General features: G+C 40.4%; 17 protein-coding genes. 7 read left to right on the plus strand and 10 right to left on the minus strand.

The window, feature by feature from the left end:
* Positions 1–64 precede the first annotated feature (64 nt).
* Entirely contained in the window at positions 65–1,189 is a 1,125-nt protein-coding gene (locus V6C71_26065) for a transposase (GenBank protein ID HEY9771924.1), read from the plus strand.
* 228 nt (positions 1,190–1,417) lie between these two features.
* On the opposite strand, the gene V6C71_26070 is transcribed toward V6C71_26065, so the two are convergent.
* A complete protein-coding gene (locus V6C71_26070) occupies positions 1,418–1,843 on the minus strand; it encodes a putative toxin-antitoxin system toxin component, PIN family (GenBank protein HEY9771925.1) in 426 nt (141 codons plus the stop codon).
* Positions 1,833–2,039, minus strand: a complete 207-nt coding sequence (locus tag V6C71_26075) for a hypothetical protein (GenBank protein HEY9771926.1) — start codon at positions 2,037–2,039, stop codon at positions 1,833–1,835. Before V6C71_26075 ends, V6C71_26070 begins: the two co-directional genes overlap by 11 nt.
* A gap of 409 nt (positions 2,040–2,448) precedes the next feature.
* Between V6C71_26075 and V6C71_26080 the strand changes: the two genes are divergently transcribed.
* The 4 genes from V6C71_26080 (at position 2,449) to V6C71_26095 (ending at position 7,376) form a co-directional block, all read left to right on the plus strand.
* A complete protein-coding gene (locus V6C71_26080) occupies positions 2,449–3,540 on the plus strand; it encodes a 3-deoxy-7-phosphoheptulonate synthase (protein ID HEY9771927.1) in 1,092 nt (363 codons plus the stop codon).
* 29 nt (positions 3,541–3,569) lie between these two features.
* A complete protein-coding gene (gene cdd / locus V6C71_26085; protein ID HEY9771928.1) occupies positions 3,570–3,974 on the plus strand; it encodes a cytidine deaminase in 405 nt (134 codons plus the stop codon).
* 71 nt (positions 3,975–4,045) lie between these two features.
* Complete coding sequence (locus V6C71_26090) at positions 4,046–4,864, plus strand: carbon-nitrogen hydrolase family protein (GenBank protein ID HEY9771929.1); 819 nt, start codon at positions 4,046–4,048, stop codon at positions 4,862–4,864.
* A gap of 148 nt (positions 4,865–5,012) precedes the next feature.
* On the plus strand, positions 5,013–7,376 hold the full coding sequence (locus V6C71_26095) for a heavy metal translocating P-type ATPase (GenBank protein ID HEY9771930.1): 2,364 nt from the start codon (positions 5,013–5,015) through the stop codon (positions 7,374–7,376).
* Between the two features lie 353 nt (positions 7,377–7,729).
* Here V6C71_26095 and V6C71_26100 read toward each other — a convergent pair whose 3' ends face one another.
* From V6C71_26100 to V6C71_26130, 7 genes are all read right to left on the minus strand, one after another.
* Positions 7,730–8,797, minus strand: a complete 1,068-nt coding sequence (locus V6C71_26100) for an NAD-dependent epimerase/dehydratase family protein (GenBank protein HEY9771931.1) — start codon at positions 8,795–8,797, stop codon at positions 7,730–7,732.
* A gap of 12 nt (positions 8,798–8,809) precedes the next feature.
* On the minus strand, positions 8,810–10,525 hold the full coding sequence (locus V6C71_26105) for a hypothetical protein (GenBank protein ID HEY9771932.1): 1,716 nt from the start codon (positions 10,523–10,525) through the stop codon (positions 8,810–8,812).
* A 150-nt stretch (positions 10,526–10,675) separates the two neighbouring features.
* A complete protein-coding gene (locus V6C71_26110) occupies positions 10,676–11,965 on the minus strand; it encodes a glycosyltransferase (protein HEY9771933.1) in 1,290 nt (429 codons plus the stop codon).
* Between the two features lie 35 nt (positions 11,966–12,000).
* The gene (locus V6C71_26115) at positions 12,001–14,403 is read right to left on the minus strand and encodes a hypothetical protein (protein HEY9771934.1); all 2,403 of its coding nucleotides are present in this window, start codon (positions 14,401–14,403) and stop codon (positions 12,001–12,003) included.
* A gap of 11 nt (positions 14,404–14,414) precedes the next feature.
* Positions 14,415–17,420, minus strand: a complete 3,006-nt coding sequence (locus V6C71_26120) for a glycosyltransferase (protein HEY9771935.1) — start codon at positions 17,418–17,420, stop codon at positions 14,415–14,417.
* 537 nt (positions 17,421–17,957) lie between these two features.
* On the minus strand, positions 17,958–19,148 hold the full coding sequence (locus tag V6C71_26125; protein ID HEY9771936.1) for a Coenzyme F420 hydrogenase/dehydrogenase, beta subunit C-terminal domain: 1,191 nt from the start codon (positions 19,146–19,148) through the stop codon (positions 17,958–17,960).
* 466 nt (positions 19,149–19,614) lie between these two features.
* Positions 19,615–20,682 carry a hypothetical protein gene (locus V6C71_26130; GenBank protein HEY9771937.1) on the minus strand — a complete coding sequence of 356 codons (1,068 nt, stop codon included), beginning with the start codon at positions 20,680–20,682 and terminating at the stop codon, positions 19,615–19,617.
* Between the two features lie 318 nt (positions 20,683–21,000).
* On the opposite strand from V6C71_26130, the gene V6C71_26135 reads away from it, so the two are divergent.
* Both V6C71_26135 and V6C71_26140 read left to right on the plus strand, forming a co-directional pair.
* Positions 21,001–22,068 (plus strand): Gfo/Idh/MocA family oxidoreductase, encoded by a 1,068-nt coding sequence (locus V6C71_26135; GenBank protein HEY9771938.1) that lies wholly within the window; start codon positions 21,001–21,003, stop codon positions 22,066–22,068.
* Between the two features lie 225 nt (positions 22,069–22,293).
* The gene (locus tag V6C71_26140) at positions 22,294–24,102 is read left to right on the plus strand and encodes an aspartate kinase (GenBank protein ID HEY9771939.1); all 1,809 of its coding nucleotides are present in this window, start codon (positions 22,294–22,296) and stop codon (positions 24,100–24,102) included.
* A gap of 8 nt (positions 24,103–24,110) precedes the next feature.
* Here the strand turns inward: V6C71_26140 and V6C71_26145 are convergent, their stop codons facing one another.
* Positions 24,111–25,742: a protein kinase gene (locus tag V6C71_26145; GenBank protein HEY9771940.1), complete on the minus strand. Its 1,632-nt coding sequence runs from the start codon at positions 25,740–25,742 to the stop codon at positions 24,111–24,113.
* Between the last annotated feature and the right edge of the window lie 116 nt (positions 25,743–25,858).

Genomic DNA, 25,858 nt, shown 5'->3' on the forward strand with positions numbered 1-25,858 from the left:
GGCGCGATTGTGCGTACTACATTCATGGTAAAATAAGTGAATCCTAAAGGATACCGCTTCGCACATGAAAACGTACAGATTCAAGTTGTATAAAACCAAGCAAAATAGACGTATCCATTGGCAGATAAACGCTAGCGGAAGCATCTACAATCATTGTATTGCTTTGCATAAGCGATACTACAAAATGTTTGGTAAACACTTGAGTCAGTACCGACTCATGAAGCATATTGCCAAATTAAGAAAGCGTATTAAATACTGGCAACAGGTAGGTTCTCAGGCTGTACAGGATATCTGCCAGCGAATCGAGAAAGCCTATCAGTTATTTTTTAAACAGCATAAACGAGGAACCAGACCCCCTAATTTTAAAAAGACTAGAAAGTACAAGTCTTTCACTCTTAAGCAAGCTGGATATAAGTTTTTGTCGGGTAATAAAATACGCATTGGCACTATTGTTTATAAGTTTTCAAAAAGTCGAGAAATAGAAGGAAAAGTTAAGACGTTAACTGTTAAAAGGAACAATCTAGGGGACTTGTTTATCCTAGTTGTAACTGATTATGTGCAAGAATCTTTCGGAGTCGTGACTGGTAAGATGGCAGGCTTTGATTATGGATTGCGAACATTTCTAACGGTAAACGATGGAAAAACTATTCAATCTCCTTTATTTTTCAATCAATCTCGTAACAGGTTAAAAGCCGCTAACCGTAAACTATCAAGCAAGAAAAAAGGTTCAAATAATTGGTACAAAGCTAAAGACAACCTCAGTCGAGTCTATGAAGATATTTCTAACAAGAGAAAGGACTGGTTTTGGAAGTTGGCGCACAAGTTAACTAACCAATATGATGTACTGATTTTTGAAGACTTAAACTTAAATGGTATGAAACGGCTATGGGGAAGAAAAGTTAGCGACCTGAGTTTTGCTACTTTCTTAAAAATACTTAAAACTGTTGCTACGAACAAAGGCAAGCTGATTCACTTTGTAGATCGGTTCTACCCAAGCTCTAAAACCTGTTCGCATTGTGGACATATCAACAAAGATTTAAGTTTGAAGGATAAAACTTGGGATTGCCTTGGTTGCAATACCAAAGGCATTCAAAGAGATTTGAACGCAGCAGTTAATCTGCAAAGAGAAGGGGCATCTTCTCTTGGGTTAGGCGATGTTAGACTTCTCACCGAAGCTATTGCTGTTTGAACCCAGAATCACCGTCCTTATAGGGCGGTGAGTATGTCAACAGATCGATGACTCGACGCAAAAAATTGTTGTTACCAGAGTAAGACACAGAAAAGATGTTTATCGTTAATAATCCCCTGTCGTGGAATTTAGATCGATTACATCCAGATCGCCCCTCAAAATGGTAAAGGCGATCGCCTTAAAAACGTGATGGGATCGTATTGCGATCGCATATTAACAATTGATTAACTAAGCTTGCCTCTGGCTTAAATTAAGGAAATCAGCAGCAGTAATGATATTGATATCTTGATAGCTCTGTAGACATAGTAAATCATTGTCTCCAGTAACTACATATCTAGCCATACCAGAGACAGCCAATTCCAAAAATTTGTTATCATCGGCATCAATACAAATAGTAGTTTGATGCGACACCGAAATAAATTTACTGTTCTTTTCAACAACAGTTAAAAATATTTTGCGGTCTACATTAGAAATGTATTTATCAAATTTTTTCTTCTGAATTCGAGTAGTTAATTCTTGATAAGTGGCTTCACTCTGGATGATTACAAAATTGCCGTTGGCGATAAGGTTAATTGTTTTTCTAGGTATACGATTAGGGCTTAGTGCAGCACTAATTAAAACATTAGTATCAACAACAACTGGTTCAGGATTCATCCGCTAATAATTCGTTGAGTTTTTCTGCGGTTAATCCTTTCTTTTGAGCATTTTTACCAAGGCGGTCTAGAACATCAGTTAAAGTAGTATCTGTCTGTTCTATAGTTATATTAACTACCTGCTCAGACGATAATCCCAGCTTAGATATTAAATTAGAAATTTCTCCTATCTTTACATCTTTAAAGGTTTCTTTCATTGCAGTTTTTTTGTCCAAAGTAAGTGTATGAGCATTTTTTCAAATTATAATGTAATGCTCTTGCTGTTTATTTCAATAAGATGCAGTAATATTGCGATCGCATATCAAGACGAAATATAACGGCGGTAAGAAAAGCAACATAGGTGCTTATGAAGTTTTGCTGACAATATGTACGTTTTATTGATAACTTTTACAGGATAACCGTACCTGGTTCTTTTGCAGCATGGTTTAACTTAAATTAGAAGTGAACAGTTAAAAATTGCTGTTGTTAAAAAATGCAGACTATATCAAAATTAAAATTGGGTTGAAGCAACCAAAATAGAACCTGGTTGTCAGCAGCACATTATTAGAACTTTGTTTGCCCGTAGCTTTCTAAATCTAAAATTATAAAAGAAGCAATATTGAATAAATGGATATTACCAGCGATCTACACGTTATTGAAACCAGACCATTGTTAAGCCCCGCATTTATTAAAAGCGAATTACCGATAGCTGAAGAAGTTGCTCAATTGGTAGCGCAAACTCGCGATCGCATTCGTAATATTCTAGAAGGAAAGGATAAAAGAGTACTTGTCGTAGTTGGACCTTGTTCCATACATGACGTTGCAGCAGCGAAAGAATATGGAGAGAGACTGGCAAAATTGCGATCGCAGTTTCAGGACCAACTCGAAATCGTTATGCGGGTTTACTTTGAAAAGCCTCGCACTACCGTTGGTTGGAAAGGATTAATTAACGATCCTCATTTAGATAATAGCTACGATATTAATACAGGTTTGAGAACAGCGAGGAAGTTATTACTTGACTTAGCTGAGATTGGCTTACCCGCTGCCACAGAATTGCTCGATCCAATTACGCCACAGTACATTGCCGATCTTATCTGCTGGACGGCTATTGGTGCCAGAACGACAGAAAGTCAAATTCACCGTCAAATGGCTTCTGGTTTATCGATGCCAGTGGGCTACAAAAACGGCACAGATGGTAGTTTCAAGGCGGCGATTAATGCGATGTTAACCGCTAAAATTCCGCATCATTTTTTGGGCATCAACCAAGATGGACTAGCTAGTATCGTTAGGACAACTGGCAACCCTGATGGACACTTAGTATTGCGAGGTGGTGCAGTTAAACCAAACTATGAAGCTAATGATACTGAAGCAGCTAGCAATGCTTTGAAACAAAAAGCGATGAATTCTCGCCTAATGATTGATTGCAGTCACGGCAACAGCAGTAAAGACTTTACCAAACAAACCACTGTGTTAAATAACATTAATCAGCAGATTGAAACAGGTTCACAGCATATTGTGGGAGTAATGATTGAAAGCCATTTAGTCGCAGGAAGTCAATCTATACCTCAAGATGGCAAACCTACGGTATATGGTCAGAGTATTACTGATGCCTGTGTTAATTGGGAAACAACGCAAATCATGCTGCATTCGCTGGCAGATTCCGTTGCCCAAGGAAGACCAGAAATTAAGCGCAATTTGGTTTCAATGGTAGGAAAATAAATTAAGAGCAAGAGGTATTATCTGCTGGTGTGTTAAATGAATTAACAAAATTAGAACAACAACTCATTGAAGTTGCGACTCAAGCTATGGATAGTGCTTATGCACCTTATTCTCAGTTTCGGGTGGGTGCAGCCGTGCTAACTGCTACGGGTAAAATTTTCTCAGGCTGTAATATCGAAAATGCCTCCTACGGTTTGACTATGTGTGCCGAAAGAAATGCGATCGCCAATGCCATAATCGGCGACGAAAGCGATACAATGAAGTTAAAAGCGATCGCTGTAGCAAACAGCCAAAGTGTTTCCTGTTCTCCTTGTGGTGCTTGTCGGCAAGTAATTTGGGAATTTGGACAGGATGCTCGAGTTATTTTTCTGGCAAGTCAGGGATGGCGCAGCTTAACTATCAAAGAGTTGTTGCCTGAAGGATTTTCTCTCTAAATAAATACAGCTTATAAAATTCCCCTTTGAGCTATATCCTAGAAAACTAAACTAAACAATTAAGTCTCTCCATGAAGTCATATCTTGCCGCCGCTGTTCAAATGACCAGCAAACCAGACCTCGCGAAAAACTTGATCCAAGCAGAGGAATTAATCGAACTAGCAGTACGCCAAGGGGCAGAATTAGTTAGCCTACCAGAGAATTTTGCTTTCTTGGGCAAAGAAGTCGATAAAGTGGCACAAGCAAAAGAAATTGCGCTAAAAAGCGAGCAGTTTCTCAAAAAAATGGCGCAGAGATTTCAAATCACGATTTTGGGTGGTGGCTTCCCCGTGCCAGTCGCCGACAATGCTGATAAAGCTTACAATACCGCAGTCTTAATTACTCCAGATGGTCAGCAGGTAGCTCACTATCAGAAGGTTCACCTGTTTGACGTAGATGTACCCGACGGCAACACTTATCAAGAATCCAGCACCGTTATGGCTGGTCAAGAAATTCCCCCTATCTATGAATCAGAAGATATAGGTAAGCTAGGGCTATCGATCTGTTATGACGTTCGCTTTCCCGAATTTTATCGCTATCTATCTCGTCAGGGTGCAGATGTGTTGTTTATTCCTGCTGCCTTTACTGCCTACACGGGAAAAGACCACTGGCAAATATTATTACAGGCAAGAGCGATCGAAAATACTTGTTATGTAATTGCTCCTGCCCAAACAGGAAATCATTATGAGCGTCGCTACACTCATGGTCATGCCATGATTATCGATCCTTGGGGAGTAATTTTAGCCAATGCAGGAGATGCACCAGGAGTTGCCGTAGCTGAGATAAATCCGCACCGTTTGCAGCAGGTGCGCCAACAAATGCCTTCTTTGCAGCACCGAGTATTTGTCTAATTTGGTAATTATTTATCCTGACCTTGCTGATTGAAAATATGACGTACACAATAATACTGTTTTTAGTAATCAGTAATCAGTAATTAAGTTCTTTTACCTACCAATCGATCTAAGATTTAAATATATAATCTTTTAAAGTACTTGCTATATGGTTAAGTCTCTGCTACCTCCTGCCGATCGAGAACAAGCAAATATACCCAATTCTCAATCCGAACTAAAAACAGTTGCCCTTGATGTGGGGGGGATGAAGTGTGCTGGTTGTGTCAAAGCTGTTGAGAGGCAGCTAGAGCAAATGGGGGTAGTATCAGCTTGTGTTAACTTGATTACGGAAGTGGCAGTAGTAGAGTATCAAGCCGAAAGCATCACTCCAGAAGCTTTGGCCCAGAAGTTGACCAAAACAGGCTTTCCTTCCCAGTTACGAACAAGCGATCGCAGTATTTATCAAATTGCTCAGTCAAATCAAGCAAAACGACAGCAGCAATCTCAACAGCAAGTTAGGCAGTTAATCACCGCTACGGTATTATTAGTTGTTTCTAGTATCGGTCATCTAGATCATTTAGGGTTACCCACCATCCCCGTACTCAGTAACATTTGGGTTCACTTTGCCTTGGCAACGCTGACTTTATTGATTCCAGGGCGAGCGCTTTTAATTGATGGCTGGCGTAGTCTGACTCAAGGAATGCCTAATATGAACACCCTGGTGGGTTTAGGAACGAGCAGCGCCTACCTGGCTAGCTGTTTTGCTCTATTTTTACCTAGTTTGGGTTGGGAATGTTTTTTTGATGAACCAGTAATGCTGCTGGGCTTTATCTTATTGGGGCGTACTTTAGAAGGAAAAGCCCGTAACCGCGCCTCCGCTGCTTTAGAAAAGCTGGTTACTTTGCAACCACCTATTGCTCGTTTGGTTGGTAAGCAAGACAACGCTGAAACGATAGAAATTCCCGTACAACAAGTCAAGCCTGGAGAATGGTTACGAGTTTTATCAGGGGAAAAAATTCCCGTGGATGGAACTATAGTTGAGGGAGAAGCAATTGTCGATGAGGCAATGTTAACTGGGGAATCTATAGCATTAGCCAAGACAGCATCTGATGTGGTTCGTGCGGGTACGATTAATCGCTCAGGAGTAATTACTATTGAAGTAACTGGCATTGGTCAAGATACTACCCTAGCTAAGATTATTAACCTGGTAGAAGACGCTCAGACTCGTAAAGCACCAGTACAAAAGCTAGCTGATACGATCGCGGGTTATTTTGCCTACGGTGTAATGGCGATCGCCAGTTTGACTTTTTTATTCTGGTATTTTATTGGTACAAAAGTCTGGGATTCTGTATTAGTAACTGCATCCCATTCTATGCCAATGTCTGCTGATGAGATGGTGACAATGACCTCTCCGCTTTTGCTCAGTTTAAAACTGGCGATCGCCGTTCTAGTAATTGCCTGTCCTTGCGCCCTCGGTTTAGCTACTCCTACGGCAATTTTAGTTGGTACCAGCATTGGTGCTGAATCAGGAATTTTAATCAAAGGTGGCGATGTTCTCGAACGCGTGCATAAATTAGATGCAGTAGTTTTTGATAAGACAGGCACGTTAACTATTGGCAAGCCTCGTGTTACCGAATGTATTTCTTTAACCGATATTACCTCCGAGAAGTTACTCCAGATAGCCGCCTCAGTCGAACGTGGAAGCAATCACCCTCTAGCTCAAGCAATTACCACTGCTGCAAAATCACAAAATTTGGCTTTGCTAAAGACTGCTGAGTTTAATAATGCGCTTGGACAGGGAATGTCTGCTAAGGTTGCAGGAGAAAAAGTTGATTTAGGTAATCATCAATGGCTGACTAGCCAAGGAATTGCTATTCCCGAACACCATGATTTAAAGGCGCAATCTCTGGCTCAATCAGGTAAAACAATTATTTATTTAGCTGTTTCAGGCAGCTTACAAGGTTTAATTGCTATAGAAGATAGCCTGCGCCCAGATGCAGTTCAAACTGTTAAACAATTACAGGCTTTAGGTTTAAACACTGTTTTGCTTACAGGCGATCGCCCAGAAGTGGCTCAGGCGATCGCCAAAAAGCTGAATATTACTGAGGTTTTCTCACAAGTAAAGCCCGATGAAAAAGCTCAGGTAATTCAGTCTTTACAACAGCAGGCTCGAACAGTAGCGATGATTGGCGACGGAATTAATGATGCCCCAGCCTTGGCTCAAGCCGACGTTGGGATATCTTTCCAGGGCGGTACAGATGTAGCGATCGCTACTGCTGATATTGTCTTGATGCAAAATCAACTTCAGGATGTAATTAAATCAATTGAGCTGAGTCAAGCTACGGTTCACAAGATTAAGCAAAATTTACTCTGGGCTTTGGCTTACAATGTTTTTGCTATTCCCATTGCAGCAGGTATTTTATTACCTGAGTTTGGATTAGTTTTATCTCCAGTTTGGGCAGCAGTTGCGATGGCATCAAGCTCGTTAATTGTCGTGACCAACTCGCTCCAGTTAAATTTTCGGCGTTGGTGATTTGATGTATGACGTACAAAATGCTTCGGTTCGTAGCTGCGCAAAGCAAAGCTTTGCCAGTCGTCGTAAGACGACGATCTGCCCTAAAGGATTAGTGCCTGGAGGCACGTCCGCGTACGCGCTGCGCTAATAGCTAATAGCCATTGGTGACAAGTTAAGCAAAAATTGATGTCAACTACTACAGATAGTGTCTTACTTATTTTTAAACACTATCTGTAGCACAAATATTAATTAATTAGCGATCGCTTTTAGAAAGTTAAAGTTCATGAAAAATATTTCAAAAGCTTAAAGCTTAGAGCTTAAAACCGATTGACAAACAACGTAGTGCCTTAACTTGTCACCCATGCTTAAAATCAAGACAAAATGGGACATAAACTATCTTCATGGGCAACAATCCAGTGATAAATATCTTTAAAGGTTTGTTCTGGTTTAATTTCAGGTTGCCACTGAGTTTTTTGTTGAATGCGATCGCAATCCGTAATAAAAAGAGGAATATCACTGGCTCTGTTGGCATCCACTGCTTGAATATCAATTCTGTTCCCTGTAATCTCTTGGCACAGTTGAGTCATTTCTAATAAAGAAAGATTGCTGGATCTACCGCCACCAACATTGAGAACATCTCCATCAAGCAGAGCGAAATTTTCTAATTGATAGTTAACCAGCCTCAATAAATCTTTAATATGCAAAAAGTCTCTTACCTGTTTACCTGTTCCTCCATAACCAATGTATTTGAGAGATTTTTGAAAGTAATGCGCCGCCACCCATAACACTACTACTCCTTGGTCTACCTTACCCATTTGCCAGGGGCCAGTTAAAACACCACAGCGGTTGATAATTGCCTGAAGACCATATGTCTGGCGATATTCGGCAATTAATAGCTCTGAGGCGAGCTTAGTTGAGCCATATAAAGATCGATAGCCATTTACGGGAAAGTCTTCCGTAATTCCCGCCCAAGAAACCCCAGAAATTGTTTGAGTCGCTGCTAGTTCTAATCTTGTAGCATTTTTGACAATATTCAAGGTAGATAAAGGCTCAATCGAGTAGACTCGACTAGTAGACAAAAATATTAGACCAGCATTAGTTTTTCTAGCTAGTTCCAATAAATTAATTGTGCCTAGAAGATTGGTTTGCAAAACATACTGGGGTGAACTTTGTCCAGCTAACACCGAAGGTTCAGCAGCGCAGTCGATAATTACGTCAATACTGAATACATTAGGGTCTAAATCGTCAATAGAACGCACGTCTCCGTGAACAAACTCGATACCTAATGCTTTAAACCGAGATAGATTTAATTCAGAACCTCTGCGTCGTAAATTATCAAGACAAATTATCTGCCAGTCGGGATGCAGTTTTTTCAGACCAATTGCCAAAGAACTACCTACAAAACCAGCACCTCCTGAAATTAAAATGCGATCGCTCATAAATTTTTTTTGCTAATCGTAATGTTTATTAGTTTGAGTATTTTTTAGGGGATAAGCTTTCGCATCATTAGTATCAAAAGCCCAGGCCGTTATGCGACTTTGTGGGGGAGGAAATTCTAATGTAGAAAAAGTTTTTTCCCAGGTGAGTTTAATACTTTTCCGATTGAGTAGTAGTCCCAAAATATCTTTGGTTTTCATGTTTAATGGAGCGATCGCAAAAGCTTTCGGCGGTTGTTCAGAAACTTGATAAGCTAAAATTACCGCATCAAATGATGGTCGATCGGATAAGGCAAATGCCCACCCCGAAGCAACATAGCTATCGTCTTGAGTTCGCGTCAAACTAGCAAATTCTCCGTGGGTTAATAAATTTTCTTGGCTGAGTTTTTGATTGTCTTGCCAGTTAATATCTTGGATTAATTTTGGCTGCAATAAGCCAAGTTGATTGATTTTTTGAGCTTGTTTTGCCAATTTATTTGGGTTAGGGTAAATATACTCGGCGATACATTCTTTGTCCTCAATAACATTGATGGTAAGCAAACAGGTTTTACCATAAACCCTTTGGTAATGAGTTTTAGTAAACAGATTAATTCCTAATGCCAAACTGTTTTTATAACTAAGCAGCAACAAGATTGTTAGTAAAGTAGCTATAATGCCTAATATTAGCTTGTGTCTGACATGACTTAAAACTATAGCAAATAAATAAATTAGTGTAACTAGTAAATAGGTAGAAAAAGTAATATAGCGAGACGACAAAGCAAATTCTGTCCCCAAATTCATTCTTCCCGCAGTGATCAAACCTGCACTTAATAAGACATAAAATCCAATTAATAGCCAAGGAAAAGATTGATTAATCAGCTGAGTATTTCGACGCTGCCGCCATAAATAACCGCAGAAACAAGTAAAAATAATTAAAATTACCCCACCTTTGATTTGACTGTCTAATAAGCTTTGAGAAAATAGAGGAGATCCCAGTAAAGCCGTATAATAATTAACTGCCAAAAGAGGATGGGTAATAACTTGGCTCAGGCTGGGTGAATGGGAAGGTTGATGATAATCATGTAGGTAAACAGTAAAAAAAGTACTAAATATAGTCAACCAGCCAAAAAATAGCCAGATTTTGCTTACTTTCTTGGGAAACAATTTTAATAATAGAGCGGGAAAAATAATAATCCAGCATAAAAGACCATTAGCAAAAGAAAAAGTTGCGATCGCCGATAATACCAAGCTAACTATTAACTTGATTATCCTGGGAAGTGAAGAAAAAATAACGACCAAAGCAGTAGTAATAGCAGCGATCGAAATAAAAGTAATACCTTGAAACCCCCACAGCCAGTTTTCATATTGTTTCGGGCTAAAAATCCATAGATTAGCCAAGGAAAAACAAATCAAATGTTGCCAATGATTATTTAGCGTAATCTTGCCCAAACGATAAATATTAAAAGACACCAAACAGGCTAATAAAAAAGTTACCAGCATTTCAAATCTGGTATTCCAATTAGTTAGCCGAGCCAAATTTAAAAACACTAAATTAGGAAAAAAAGTTCGGCTCTCATTATGCTGGCGCATCAACTGTTCCCAAGTTAATTTACCCTGGGAAGCTTCAACAATTAATTTTCCTGGGGTATCCCATTGATCCCAAAAGGGAACATTAACGCTATATCGCCAGACTAAAAATCCTAAGAATAAAGGAGATATTATAGCCAACAAACCAAACAAAATTCGCTTCATATTTCTGACAAACAACAACTAACAAACCACAATCGATAAATCATCTGTGTTCATCTGCGTTCATCTATGGACATTTATAAAGCAGGATTTAAGGCAAATCATCCTAAATCCAATATTAATAATTAATTAAGTTGCTCTATACTGATAAACTTACTTTTGAATTAAATTAGCGGTCGTATTTTTTAGCTTGGTTGCTGGCTTCGAGCGAACATAATCACCTCTAGAAAGAGTTTGTTCAATCAAAGCATACAGCACAATAAATAAATAACGACTGCCCATTTCTTTGATCTTTAATTTAGAAACACCTGTCTGACGATTGCGCCAGGAAATAGGAATAGTCACGTAAGAATAGCCGCGAATAATCGACTTGAGGGGCATTTCTACAGTTAGGTTGAAATGATGGGAAATCAAGGGAGAAATCCCCTCAATTACTTCACGACGATAAGCTTTAAAAGCATTAGTTGTATCGTTATATTTCAACCCAAACAAAACCTTGATAAATAAATTTGCCAGGCGGTTGATGGTCAATTTGTGAGCAGGATAATCAATAATCTTTGCTCCCCCAATAAAGCGTGAACCGAAGACACACTCATATCCTTCTTGTAACTGGTGATAGTATTTTACTAAGTCATCAGGGGAATCAGAGCTATCTGCCATCACGATCGCCACTGCATCTCCAGCAAAGTTTTCGATACCACAGCGCACGGCAAAACCAAAGCCATTGGGGTAATAATTATTTAGATAGCGAACTCGATCGCAATGGGTCGTAATGTCCTGTAAAATTGCTTCTGTGCGATCGCGACTATTATCATTAACTACCAAGATTTCGTAGGGTATGCTGGCTTCATCAAGGGTTTGACGCAAGGATTCAATAGTTTTAGCAATGCTTCCCTCTTCATTGTAGGCAGGAATAACTATAGAAAAGAGATTGATCGCAGAAGGCGCAATTTTAGCTGGTTTACCAGGTTTTTTTTGATGTCGAGAACTTTCTAAACCTTCAGGATAATGAAGATCACTTTCTTGGTGGTTAAATACTAGGCGATCGCTAATTAAATAGTTAAGCACCGCACTCAGCAAGACTCCAACTACAGTATTTAGTCGATAGTCAACTCCCAGTCGATCTAGCAGAGGAAATACAATCACAATACGTAGTAAAACTGCTGCTCCTGCGGAAAGATGATAGAGGGGTAACTGCTTAAAAAGTACTTGTTTCGCCCGCCATACACCTCCTGGCCAAACCCAAATACGATAAACAAAAAAGCTAAAAACTAAAGATAGTTCAATGGCAATAATATTGGCAACGTTACGCAATAGTGGAGTTGCTAAACCAAGCCATTCAATTAAAACAAAAATCAAAATCAAATTGAAGGCGGCTGCTACACCACCACCAATGAGAAATTTTACTGCTCGCTGCCGCAATAACTTCTTAATCAAACCCATATCTCACACCAAAAAAACAACTGTAAACCTATAATTTATTCGGCTTTTAATTCTGACCAATAAGACCAATCCCATTGATTATCTTTTCCAGCGAGAGTTTCTAAGATCAGGTTCTCGGCTCTAATTTGGCTTAGATCTATCTCTGCCTCCTGCACACCTCGATCTTGGGAGTTGCTCCGTGGCTGCAATTTACGAGAAAATAACACATTTTCACTCCCATCAGTCAAAGCAATGATTTTAAATTCTACTCCATCACCCTCATTTTCTTTTAATGCTGATGCTACGCCCTCGTCTAAAATGCCAAATTTAAAGGATAAACGTTGCTCTGTACCTTGTAGCGCGATCGATGTCTTCATTGGCGCGTGAGACAACCAGACGAACTGCTGACCATCAATCGGAGTTCTTTGTGGCGATCCCTCCACAGCCAGAGGTCTAATTTGCTGGCTCCAATCTTGCCAGCCTGAGACTTGAGCAAAATCTTGTCGCGGGAACTGTAGCTTGCTAAGACTAAATTGATACTCTGGGGGATAAAGCGATGAATTTAAACCATCGACGATAATCCGAAATTTGACTACTTCTTTGCTGGCTAATCTTGATTGCCAGTCTGAAGAAGCTAGATCCAGAAAATCCCAACGATTAGTCAGTATTGGTGAGAGTAAAAAACCTTCATTCATCACATCTCCAATCGTCCGATATTTTGTTTGGATACCGTCGGCAGTTTCGACTTCTAGGTATAGCACAGGTAATCTTAAAGCGGCAGTTGCTAATTTTCCTAGAAGGTTGGGGTGAAGTTCAATTTTTCCCCAAATCGGCTCTTGAGTCTTGGGAACATCGAACCATTCATTAAAACCAAGAGTAACCTGCTCGGTAATCGGTTCAAACTGATATTGACGGGGTTGAGAATTACGTTGCAGAATCAGATAGCGACCTTCGATATTAGTAATGTCGTAACGAGTCAAGATCTCTGGCCAAGAAAGACCATCTTCAAAACTAGCTAGATGTCCATCAATTGGTTGAAGATCGAACAAAATATTTTCGGCTGCGTCGGGTTGTTTTAAATGTTCAGCATTTAGCCGAGCTAACTTACTCGTGTAGGCAGAAAAACTTTGGATAACTGGTCGTGGTTGATAAGTTAAATCATAAGCAAAAATATTGGCTATTTCATTGGCATAAAGATCTACTGTTCCTGATACTGGCGCTAAAATATTTTCTGACCTGACTTGTGCTTTGCTGGTTTCGGCGATCGCCAAAAAATTTCCTTTACCATTCAAGACTCTGATTACCTGCGGGACTTGGTTGGCAAGGTGCTTCAGGATATTCAAACTATATGCAGCATAACCGTAGTTCAGATAGTGATTCAGCATAATTGCACCCATAATCAAAATTACCGAGACGCTCGTACCCCAAAACAAAGTGATAGGTAATTTAATTTTGTTGCCGATGCGCCAACTACTTTTACTAATATCTGGCCAAAGTACGGCGGTAAAGATTAACATTACAGGAACATTACTAAACAAAGCCTGTAAGGCGTGAGAATCATGGCGGGTGAATGCACCTTTAAAGTTAATCAATAAAAATGCTGCTAGTCCCAAAGTAGGCAAGATTCCCCACCAGCGGCGATTTTTCCATTCAACTGTGACGACTAACAGCAGAAAGATGCCTGTGCCAAAAAGATAGAGAATTATTTCTTTCAGGTTTCCTTCAAAGCCCATAACCTCACTAAAGCCGCTAACAATCTCTAAGCCATTGAAGATATAGGCAGGAAAATTAGCCACGTCTTGGGCAGCAAGTGTCCAAAACAACCAGAGGCAAACTAGATAAATTGGCGCGACTTGGGGAAAGCGTTTTAATCTTCCCAATTCATCAACGGTAATTAAGCTAATAAACACGATACAAAGCAGCAGATAAGTATGCTTAGTTAAGCTTGCCAACGAAGCCGTCATGATGGTTAAGACCAAAACAGGACTGATACTCTTGCTTACATAAAAGTAAAGTACCAAAGGCAAAACCAGGAGGGGAAACTGAAAAGAATCCATCGTCACCGCGGGATTAGGAAAAAAACCTAAGATAGGAATCAAGAAAAGAGCCGATCCCTGGCGACGCGCGAGGCAATATCGCATGATTTTAAATAATCCTGCCCAGACTGCGATCGCAATCAGTAAGCGAAAAACAAAAGCATAGCCATAAGTTTCGGCAAAATAGAGATCGGTTCGCAAAAATCCATAGGGACCATAGGTATAAATAAAATTTTGTCCAAATTGAATCTGCTTGGCAAAGGCAACATGAAACGCACTTGCCCAAGACTGATCGAGATCGTATCTAAACCCCGTAGGCGCCCAAGGCAAGATAGTTAATAAACAGAAGCCTAAAAACAGCAAGCCTATTACGAGGACAATGAGCCGATTTCTTACATGCTTATTAGTAATGCTGGTGGTCATAAATAAATTGATTAGATGTTTAGGCTATAGTTTTCATTGCTTTTAGTTAAATTGGGGTTATAGCAAGGATCGCGATCGCACAGTTGCTGCCATTTTTCTCTCATATAGTTCACTTCTTGGGCAAAGCGAGCCTGTTTAGCAGGAGTATTTTCATAGCCTCGACTTTTTGATTCATAGTGATATAAAACTACATGGGAAAGACATACATTGCGATAGCCACGACTAGCAATTTTTAGACATAGATCCACATCATTAAAAGCGATCGCCAGTTCGGTTTCAAAGCCACCCACGGCTTCAAAAACTTCTCGTCGGCACATTAAACAAGCCGCTGTTACTGCTGAGTAGTTATTAGTTGAAGCTGCCTGAGAAATATATCCAGGTTGAGAAACGTGCAGATGCTTATGGCTATGTCCTGCTACACCACCAATACCCAAAACTACTCCCGCGTGCTGAATCGTATCATCAGGATAAAGCAACAGACTGCCTACCGCACCGATAGATGGTCTTTGAACCTGTTCTACCATTCCTTCTAACCAGTCTGTGGTAATGACCTCCGTATCGTTATTGAGAAACAGTAAATAGTCTCCCTGGGCTTTTTCTACTGCATAGTTATTAATTTGCGAATAGTTAAACGGCACGTTATAGGAATAACATCTAAAACGCTCAGGCTCTTGCTGTTGCCAGGATTCAAAGCAGCGAGTAGTTTTATTTTCAGTACTGCCATTATCGATAACCACTACCTCATAGTTAGGATAGGTAGTCTTGGTAAAAATCGACTTTAAACATACATCTAAAGTGTCAGCTAAATCTTTGGTAGGAATAATAATGCTAACCAGCTTAGGCTCTTTAATTTGATAGCGTACCGTGTATACTCCTGGGAAATTAGACCGAGTAGTGACTTTGCCTGGCTCTTTCCGACGTTTCATAGCTTCGATCAGGGCTTTTTGAGCCGCATTAGCAGCATAAGGTTTGGCATCGGCGGTGGCAGCAGTAGATTGTCGATGAATCCGCCAGTGATAGAGAACATCAGGAATGTGATAGATTTGAGCGGTTTTTTCCGTAATTCGCAGCACCAAATCGTAATCTTGGCTACCTTCAAACCCAATGCGAAAGTTCCCTACCTCCGTAACTAGCGATCGCCGATATATTCCTAAGTGACAAGTATACATCCGCGCTAAAAATGAATCGGGACACCAATCTGGCTTAAAAAACGGATCTTTATGGATGTTCTGCTCGTCAATCTTATCTTCATCGGAATAAATAAAATCTGCTTCAGGATGCTCGTTGAGTAACTCAACTACCTTAGCTAAAGCATGAGGCGGTAATAAATCATCGTGGTCTAATAGAGCAATGTATTCTCCTGTTGCCAGTTCCAAAGCAGAATTTGAGGTACGGCAAATATGACCATTTTCAGCGCGATAGATCACTTTAATCCGCTCGTCTTGTTGAGCATATTCTGCCAAGATCGACTTAACGTGAGGTTGGCTAGAGCAGTCATCAGCTAAACACAGTTCCCAATTAGGATAAGCCTGTTCTAAAACTGACTCGATCGCCTGACGTAAAAAATCTTCATCAGGATTGTAGACTGGCACGATTAAGCTAATTAGAGGCTGATAAGCCTTAGTTAGGCTAGCTTGCTTAATTTTTTTTATATCGGCAGATTTGGGATAATTACGCTCCAACCACTTTTGATATTGAAGATTATCACTCACAGGAATCTCGCGATCGACATTCACCATAGCAGCTTGCTCTAGGGTTGGCAGTTGATTTTGCGAGATTAGATAGTTTTGGTATAGGATATCTACTCCTGCCAGATTAGTCTTTTGCCTGACATCGAACCACCATCTTCTTAACTTCCAAAACTTGCTACTTTCCATCGCCACGACTAAAAGCTTTAATTGCTCTGTTTGCATTTGAGCTATCTGTAGCTGTTTTTGAGACTGACTTAGTTTATCTTGAGCTTCGTATAGCTGCTGTTGTGTTTGAGTTAGTTCAGCGTTGGTCGAATCTAGCTGCTGTTGGGTTTGAGTTAGTTCAGCGTTGGTCGAATCTAGCTGCTGTTGGGTTTGAGTTAGTTCAGCGTTGGTCGAATCTAGCTGCTGTTGGGCTTGAGCTAGTTCAGCGTTGGTCGAATCTAGCTGCTGTTGGGTTTGAGTTAGTTCCTTTTCTGCTGTACGTTTTTCGCTTAAGGCTCGCTTGAGATCGATCCAGTCTTGTAAAATCCCAGATTCAGTTAGTTCAACCGCTGGCTGTTTTAGTGAAACAGGACTACTACGATCTGCCTGTTGTTCGAGTCGATTGTATATATCTATAGCTTGAGGAAAAAACTGGCTAATTAAAGCCTTGCGATAATCAGCATTTTTGTCAACGGTAAATAAAGTTGGCTCGTAAAGTGATTCTGGCGATCGCAATTCTATGCCAAATTTCTGCTGAATTAAATCAACCAGCTCAGAATTTTGAATGATGCTGCTAATTTCTAATAACAGAGATCGATCTAAATGGCGTTGATAAAAATCTAAAACCGCCTGGCTGTAGTTACACCACTGCTGTACAGCAAAATGGGGTTGATCCCGAAACACCACGTCTCCGCGACGAAACAGCGAGTCAATTACTTCCCAAGGTGAACGATAAATAAAAATATATTTGGCATCAGGAATTAACTGCGACCAAAAATCTAAAAATAATGTGGTTCTGGGGTCTTTCCAGCCCCAAACAGCCCGATCCTGGCGAGCTGAAATCAAATTCTGAGCTTTAGCTAAATACTGTTGCTGAACCTGAATTTTATTCTGCTCTGTCCATCCGGCTACGCTAAGATCCTGAGAGCGCAGAACACTTTGATGAAATTCCACAAAATCTAAATCTTCAAAATGCCCCTTAGCGTTACCTGTATTTTCACCCATCAAGCGATCGCCAATATAAATTCCTGCACTTTGTAATAATGATGCGGTTAAAGAAGTACCAGAACGGTGCATTCCCGTCATAATGATTACAGATTGATTTGGGGCAGTATCTTCCATAGGTTTAGTCTCTACCAAAATTGGTCTTAGAATAACGTTGGGGATAATTGTTCGCTGAATCTTAATTGACCGCGCAATGCGTTCATTCGCCAGCCCTGGATTAAAAACTTAGGGAACGAATGACCTGAAATCACTTCAAAATATCCCAGTCTACATCCTAATATGTTGTTTTAACTCATTTAATTGAAAGTTTAAACCTCTACGCGCTGATTCAACTTGATTAAATATTCCTTTTTTAGCGATCGCTTTAATTTAGAATAGGCTCTGGCAATTATAGTCATGGCAAATTTAGGCCTGCTCGATTAATGTTGCCTGCCGATGAAGCTGTAGCTGTAGCTCTAGATAAAGATTAAAAGCGGGAGAAAAATATTGCTGAATTACAGCCGTTTTCAGTTGAATAGACTACGTTTTTAATTAGTTGGCTATTAGCTTCAGAGCTTTTTTAAATTTTATTATTATGGTCTACTCATTTGAGCGCGGGGGATGCTGAACCTGAGTCAGCATATCCAACCGCGCTGCTCAAAAGCGCAGTAATGCCTATTCGGGTAATTTGTATTGTCCGACAATTTTTTTAGCATACTCAGGAACGTGCTTTTCTAACTTTTGGGGATAGTTGCGTTTCAAATTGAGATAGTTGCGGGTGAAGTGAGAATCAATCGAAAAACGAGCATATTCTAAACCTTTAGGACCAATTTGCTCAATTACCACTCCCATCATTTTTGCCGCCCACATTGGCAGAGTAACACCCTTATCGTAAGCAGGAATGCTTTGCTGTACAGCCTGATGGCGATCGCCTTTGGACATCACTGCTTGGGTGTCTAACTGTTCTCGAACCAGATCCAGCATTTGCTTGCCAGTCTCATTACGAACCACAATCCATTGCCAACCAAAGGGCGCACCCATATATCCCACTACCAAATCGGCTAGAGAATTGACATAATCAAAGCAACTCATACAAGAAGGCGCAAACACATCTTTTAATTTATTAGTCTTTAAACCAAAAAAAGGTACTTTCTCAATCGAACCATCTTCGTGCTTAAAGTGAATTCTAAAATCCTGCATAAATTCATAATGCACAACTGTTTCAGGCGATCTGCTGGTCGTATCGAGAAACTTCTGTAATCCTTCACGACTAACGTTATCGACGCAGGGCGTACCCAAAACATAAAGTTTTTCTAAGCCTAATTCCTGTTCTACGGCTCGCAATGCCTGAATCTGACAGCCTACACCAATCACCAACAGACGTTTCATACCTGAGCGCTCAATCTGCTCTAATACATTCAAGTTAGGGGAAAGAGTCGGCTTATTAACCTTGGCAGCCAAAACTTCTTCAGAAGTTCTCGCTATGATTGGCATGGGCGCGAAACGATCTTCGTCAGTGTTTTGTACACATATAACTCCTTCTACCAAACCCTGCTCTAACATTTCACAGGCGATCGTGCTGACAATTCCCGTCCACTGCGCCCCTTCAATCGGTTTTTTCTTACGAGCGGCGAGCATTTCTTGACTGACGCCAAAGTACCAATCGTCTTCATTAGCCAAATTACGGCTACGCCCATGAGCCAGTGTTTCTAATTCAGTGATTTGTTGATTCAAAAAAGCACAGGCATCTTTAACATAGTGAATATAGTAAGTATCACACAGTCCACACTCACTACAAAGTTCTTTAGCAGGGCGACGACTACCAGATTTAAGTGCTTTGGCTTTCTTGTGGGGAGAAACAGTCATATAAAAGAAAAATATTAATCGCAATTAAGTAATAACTGTCAGATTAAAGCAATAGCTACTGGCATTACCACCGCCGCAAAGTTTTGTAATGGAATTAAGATTGCTGATTTAGCTATCTAAGTATGAAATACTTAAATGTTTGCTACAAATAGAACTTTGTAAGGGCGTAATTGCGACGCGGAGCTTATACTAAAGCCAATCGCGGATTCACGGATAAACCGCACTCCGCCCTTCGGTCACATTTGCGAAGCTTATCCTAAAGGACTCGCTTCGCGACGCGAAGCTAGTCATGCACGGGCATCGTCCGAAGGTGTCCCTGAACGGATATATCCGAAGGTGTATCCGCTATAGACACCTACGGATATACCATGCACGGGAATCCTTAAGGACAAACGCCCTTACGAAAAATTGTGACACATTATTTTTTCTATTTCATGTAACTATAAAATCTACAAATCACTGGTGTCTAAAATTGATAAGAAAGCCCCAACGACAGAACAGGATAAATTTTTAAAAAATCTAATTCATCTTCTAGATCTTGTTCCTCATCTTCAAGTATTCTGTTGGTTTCTGTTTCAACCTCTTCTCTCAGCGACTCAGGAAGATCATCAGAAATATTGCTAGTTACTTCCACTTCAGGAGAACCGCCAAATACCACGCCCAAATTCCACCAAAATCCTAATCCCTTGTCTTCTCCCACCGCATTCCCGCCTCCGATGCCCAAATACGGCGAGACACTATTATTGATATCAATATCAGTATCTATAGTCGCTAATTCACTATCAACAATCAGTTGTCTAATATCAATTGGCTGCCCAAAAACTTCGACTTCGCCAAGTCCATCAGCAACTTGCTCTGAGACATCTGCCGTTCCTTCAATATTATTATTCCCAACAATCAAACCGCCACTGATTCTAAATCCTGAACTTCTAAAAGGATGAACGTCAATTAAACTAGAAACATTAAACAGATTTAAGTCGCCTTCATAATCAAAATCTGTCTCTTCGATATTTATACCCAGTTTAAAAGCATTAACCCCAATCCTAGCGTTAAAATTGGGAGTAATTTTTCTCACCACATGACCACCTAAACCCAAACTGCTTACCTCTGGAGCAATTGCCCACCCGCTTTTTTGTTGGCTAACGATGTCCTGACTTTCAGTTGGTGCTGGAGGTGTCTGGGGAACTGAAATAGGCGATCGCTCTTGCAATCTGGGTTCATTAGATGGTGTAGTCCCAGAACATTGAGAATTATAAGGATAGTTTTGGCAAAATTTTTCTAAATTTAATTCTCTTTGAACAAGCTGATAGGTTGGCAAAGTGATATTTGTAAAACTACTGTTAGAGGACGGCAGCAATAAATCTTGGGCTTGAGTCGAAATAAGCTTAAATTGGGATAGCGTAACGCGATCGCGATCGATATTAGTCTGATGATTATTAATTGATTCTGCTAATGCTGGTTGAGCTGCAAAGCTAATTAGACTTAAGCTTGACCATAGCAAACTAAGCCTAATATTTATTTTTAGACTACTCATTTTTTCAGACACTCCTCAAAAACTTGTTTGTTGTAAAGGCTAACATTAAAAGATTCTTATGCCATCTGTAATTACTCCGAACATAGACGGGTAACAAATCGCCACAAGCTAATGCCTTTCAACTATCCAACTGGGGCATATTGTAAAGAATATGTTCAAATATATTCAAATGTTTAGAACCATCGTCGAGTTAACTATGTAGTTACTCAGGTAAAGTTATTTACATTTGATGTCTCTGTGATAGTATCTGATTGACTTAAGGGTAGTCAAAATATCGGTTATACTAATCGACTTATTGGTGGAGGAGTTTATTTAAAAGTGCAAACTAATTTATCAGGGAAATTGCCCAACAACAGCAAAAATCAGTTGCAGCCATTGAAAATGGGAGTTATTGGTGTTGGCAATATGGGACAGCACCATGTTCGCATCCTTAGTTTACTTAAAGACATCGAATTAATTGGTGTATCCGATATTAACTTGGCACGAGGGATTGAAATTGCTAGTCAATATCAGACTCACTTTTATGAGAGTTATGAGGATATGCTGGCTTCGGTTGACGCAGTTTGTATTGCGGTTCCGACTAAACTTCATCATGAGGTAGGAGTCCGCTGTCTTCAGGCTGGAGTTCATCTTTTAATTGAAAAGCCAATTGCAGCCTCGATCGCTGAAGCGGAATCTTTAGTCAATTTGGCAGCGGAGACTGGATGTATTTTACAGGTGGGCCATATTGAAAGATTTAATCCTGCTTTTAGAGAATTAAGTAAAGTTATTCAAACTGAAAACATTCTTGCTCTCGAAGCACGACGTCTTAGCCCATATTCTGACCGTGCCAACGATGTTTCTGTTGTTTTGGATTTAATGATTCACGATATTGACCTGTTGTTAGAACTATCAGCTTCCTCAGTGGTCAAGCTGACTGCTAGCGGTAGCACCTCAAGTAATTCGGGAAATTTAGACTACGTGACGGCAAATCTCGGTTTTGCTAATGGTGTCGTGGCAACTTTGATTGCTTCCAAGGTGACTCATCGCAAAATTCGTTGTCTGGCAGCGCATTGCCAAAAATCCTTAATTGAGACGGATTTCTTAAAAAATGAAATTCTGATTCATCGCCATCAGCAAACCAACTTGCCAGCAGAACAGCAGATATTTTACAAACAAGATGGTATTACTGAAAAAGTTTATACCAACAATGTTGAACCGATTCATGCTGAGATCGAGCATTTTGTTAACTGTATTCGTGGTGGAGAACGCCCTTCCGTGGGAGGAGAGCAAGCTCTCAAAGCTTTACGTTTAGCTAGTTTAATTGAGCAGATGGCACTAGATGGTCAGATTTGGCATTCGGATATTCAACCTAAAATTGATTCGCCCAGTATGTCTATTTTGTAAGCTGAGCTGTAATTTATACCTAAAATAAATCTGCTCACTGTATTTTTTCCAAATTTTGGTATATGAGTTAGCCAAAAAGCAACCTTTGAGATTTAGGTTCGATCGGTTTGTTTTAACCAAGTCAAATTACCAATACTGGAAAATAAGCTTTGACAAATCACTGGCGACTTGGGGCTAATAACTGATAATATAAGCGATGCCTCTGGTGGGATTGAAATAAAGATTATGGCGTTAGTTGTTCAAAAATACGGTGGTACATCTGTTGGTTCAGTAGAGCGGATTCAGGCTGTAGCTAACAGAATACGCAAGACTGTACAGCAAGGAAATAGCTTGGTAGTAGTTGTCTCGGCAATGGGCAAAACCACGGATACTTTGGTTAAGCTGGCTAACGAGATATCTACTAGTCCCTGCCGTCGAGAAATGGATATGCTGCTGTCTACGGGAGAGCAGGTAACGATCGCTCTTTTGAGCATGGCGTTACAAGAGTTGGGACAACCAGCAATTTCATTGACAGGAGCCCAGGTAGGCATTGTCACCGAAGCAGAACATAGTCGGGCGAGAATTTTACAGGTATGTACAGATCGTCTTGAAAGGCATCTGAATAAGGGAGAGGTCGTAGTGGTAGCGGGGTTTCAGGGAGTTAGCAATACTGAAAATCTAGAAATTACTACTTTGGGTAGAGGTGGTTCGGATACTTCGGCGGTGGCGTTGGCTGCTTCTCTTAAAGCAGATCGCTGTGAAATTTATACTGATGTTCCAGGAATTCTCACTACAGATCCGCGTCTTGTGCCTTCGGCGCAACTCATGTCTGAGATCACTGCCGACGAGATGTTAGAGCTGGCTAGTTTGGGAGCTAAGGTATTGCATCCCCGTGCCGTAGAAATCGCCCGCAATTACGGAATGCCTTTGGTGGTTTTATCGAGTTGGAGCGATCGCCCTGGCACTAAAGTAGTTTCTCGTTTACCCCAACCGCGTTCTTTACAGGGTATGGAAATTGCCAAACCAGTTGATGGCGTAGAGGTCGATCGCGATCAGGCGAAAATTGCTTTATTGCGGGTACCAGATTTTCCTGGGGTAGCGGCTAGCTTATTTGGCGAAATATCAAAGCAAAATATTGACGTAGACCTAATTATTCAATCGATTCATGAGGGAAACACCAATGATATTGCCTTTACTGTAGTTAACCGTGTTTTACAGGCGGCATCATCTGTAGCCGAAGCGATCGCTCCCTCCCTGCGGACTCACCCCACGGCAGCCGATGAAGCAGAGGTAATCATAGATCGTCACATTGCTAAAGTAGCAATTTCTGGTGCTGGGATGATTGGTCGTCCTGGTATTGCCGCTAGAATGTTTAAGACTCTAGCAGATGCGAACATCAACATCCAGATGATTTCTACTTCCGAAGTCAAGGTAAGCTGCGTGATTGATGAGACTGAATGCGATCGCGCCCTACATTTACTGTCCCAAGCCTTTGATGTGGATCTCAGTTCGCAAAAAGAAATTACTCAAAGCCAATATCGGGGGAAACAACCCCCCGTTAGAGGTGTTGCCCTCGATACTAATCAGGCAAGAATTGCGATTCGCCATGTACCAGATACTCCAGGTATGGCAGCACAAATTTTTACCCTGCTAGCCAAGAACAACATCAGCGTAGACGCAATTATTCAATCTCAACGTTGTCATATTATTAATCACGTTCCTACCCGCGATATTGCTTTTACCGTTACCGAGCCAGACGTGGATTTAGCCTGTAAACTGATTGCGAAACTCGATCGGCAAATTGGCTGTGGTCAAGTTTCAGCAGATAAGGCGATCTCTAAACTAAGTGTAGTTGGCGCAGGAATGATTGGGCATCCAGGGGTAGCTGCTAAGTTTTTTGCAGCTCTTTCCCAAGAAAAGATTAACATTCAAATGATTACCACCTCAGAAATTAAAATCAGCTGTGTCATTGATGAAGCAGAGGGGGTAAAAGCTCTTAAGGCAGTTCATCAAGCTTTTGGTTTAGGAGGGAAACAAGTTAACCTTCTTGCTTGATTGGGTAATTAGCGATCGATAGTTTTAAAAGATTCAATCATCTTTTCCACAGGAGCTAAATAGCTCTCAAAGCTTTCGGGCAGAGCAGTATAAGTAATTACGTAAGCCTGATTATCTTTAACTGACCAAGTTTGCATTCTTCGTACCCGCTTGCCGTTCTCTTCTCCGCTATAAATAACTTGTCGCCCTTCGAGGTTACCCAAGTTGATGTTTTGAGCTTTGCTAACGTTAGGATCGGATAATTTTTTGATTTCAGAAATAGATTGAACAGTATACTGCGCCAAAGATATGTCGCTAGAGAGATTTTCTACTAGAACACTTACCGTTTCTTTAAATCGATCTGTATCATCTTCGAGGGGCGAGAAAAATACCACTCCCGTAGCAAAAAAGTCATCTCTATTTTGTTGTGACCAAAGTTCAGGATAATTTATCTTAAAACCATGACTTGGATTTTCATAAAGGGATAGTGCTATTTCTGGCACTGTGATCTTTTCTTTATATAGTGACCATACTCCCAAAGCAGTAGTTAATATTGTCAGCGTACTAATTACAGTAAAAACTACGGCAAACTTGGGTTTTTTCCGAGACTGAACTGGATTGGATTTTGCTTGAGACGCAGCAACTTCCTGAGAGTCAGTAAGTAAGATATTTTGGCTCACAACTTCTTTTACTTTAGAAGCAGGGTTGCTAGTTAGAATCGCTGTTTCTCGATCTAGCTTTGGTATCGGCAGTTGAGTTAGTTGAGGTCGAGCAGGGCTGCGATTGGAAACTATCGTCGTATCCTTAGTGCTATTTTGAGCCGCATCTAGCTGTTTGAGTTCGGATAGGACAACTTCTGCTGAGGGATACCTTTCCTGATAGCGATAGCGTACCATTTTGTCTAAAATATCCAGCAACTTAGGCCGATAGTTTAGCTGAGGATTTAGCTGGTTGCGCCAAATTATTTCACCATCATCGTCAAACGACAATTTTTGTGGCTTTATTCCTGTCAAAGCTTGAATTGTAATTATGCCCAAAGCGTAAATATCACTATAAAATCCTGGACGACCCATCATTTGTTCCATCGGCATATAGGATTTTGTACCAACTGCTACAGTCTGTTTGACCTGTCCTGCTGCGTTAATAATTTGGGTACTTACTTGCTTGACAGAGCCAAAATCAATTAAGACAATTTTACGATCTTGACTACGACGCATTAAATTGGAAGGCTTGAGATCGCGATGGATCGCGTTGTGCTGATGCACGATTGAAAGTACTTCGAGAACATTCTCTAGCAAATCAATCGCCTTATCTTCAGACCAAGACTTACCTGAAATTATTTCTTGGCTCAAGTCATGTCCTTCGATTAATTCTTGAACTAAAAAAAAATCATTATTGTGTTCAAAATAAGCCAGTAGTCGGGGAATGCGATCGCAATGTCCCAAACTATTCATAATCTCAGCTTCTCGATTAAATAACCTTCTGGCTATTTCTAAAGTCTTGGGATTGACCGTTTTGGGTTTAAGTTGCTTAACTACGCATTGACTATCAAAACACTGTCGATCTTGAGCTAAAAAAGTGACCCCTACTCCACCCCTTCCTAGTTGTTTGACGACGTAATAACGTCCCTGAATAGTTTGTCCTACAAGATTGTTATCCATCGACGCAAATGCCTAAAAGACTGCTAACTAAGTCTCCATAATTTTAATACTTACTTTACTTATACGAAAGAAACATTTAGCATTTACGCTCGATAGCAGGGTGCTAGCATATTTGA

It is taken from the genome of Coleofasciculaceae cyanobacterium (genome assembly GCA_036703275.1).
Taxonomy (GTDB): domain Bacteria; phylum Cyanobacteriota; class Cyanobacteriia; order Cyanobacteriales; family Xenococcaceae; genus Waterburya.

Excerpts from the sequence above, each read along its gene's own strand:
- V6C71_26075 (HEY9771926.1), bottom strand. The coding sequence starts at position 2,039 with ATGAAAGAAACCTTTAAAGATGTAAAGATAGGAGAAATTTCTAATTTA.
- V6C71_26115 (HEY9771934.1), bottom strand. The coding sequence starts at position 14,403 with ATGACCACCAGCATTACTAATAAGCATGTAAGAAATCGGCTCATTGTC.
- V6C71_26080 (HEY9771927.1), top strand. The coding sequence starts at position 2,449 with ATGGATATTACCAGCGATCTACACGTTATTGAAACCAGACCATTGTTA.
- V6C71_26120 (HEY9771935.1), bottom strand. The coding sequence starts at position 17,420 with ATGGAAGATACTGCCCCAAATCAATCTGTAATCATTATGACGGGAATG.
- V6C71_26090 (HEY9771929.1), top strand. The coding sequence starts at position 4,046 with ATGAAGTCATATCTTGCCGCCGCTGTTCAAATGACCAGCAAACCAGAC.
- V6C71_26100 (HEY9771931.1), bottom strand. The coding sequence starts at position 8,797 with ATGAGCGATCGCATTTTAATTTCAGGAGGTGCTGGTTTTGTAGGTAGT.
- V6C71_26140 (HEY9771939.1), top strand. The coding sequence starts at position 22,294 with ATGGCGTTAGTTGTTCAAAAATACGGTGGTACATCTGTTGGTTCAGTA.
- V6C71_26110 (HEY9771933.1), bottom strand. The coding sequence starts at position 11,965 with ATGGGTTTGATTAAGAAGTTATTGCGGCAGCGAGCAGTAAAATTTCTC.
- V6C71_26105 (HEY9771932.1), bottom strand. The coding sequence starts at position 10,525 with ATGAAGCGAATTTTGTTTGGTTTGTTGGCTATAATATCTCCTTTATTC.
- V6C71_26125 (HEY9771936.1), bottom strand. The coding sequence starts at position 19,148 with ATGACTGTTTCTCCCCACAAGAAAGCCAAAGCACTTAAATCTGGTAGT.
- V6C71_26145 (HEY9771940.1), bottom strand. The coding sequence starts at position 25,742 with ATGGATAACAATCTTGTAGGACAAACTATTCAGGGACGTTATTACGTC.
- V6C71_26065 (HEY9771924.1), top strand. The coding sequence starts at position 65 with ATGAAAACGTACAGATTCAAGTTGTATAAAACCAAGCAAAATAGACGT.
- V6C71_26095 (HEY9771930.1), top strand. The coding sequence starts at position 5,013 with ATGGTTAAGTCTCTGCTACCTCCTGCCGATCGAGAACAAGCAAATATA.
- V6C71_26130 (HEY9771937.1), bottom strand. The coding sequence starts at position 20,682 with ATGAGTAGTCTAAAAATAAATATTAGGCTTAGTTTGCTATGGTCAAGC.
- V6C71_26070 (HEY9771925.1), bottom strand. The coding sequence starts at position 1,843 with ATGAATCCTGAACCAGTTGTTGTTGATACTAATGTTTTAATTAGTGCT.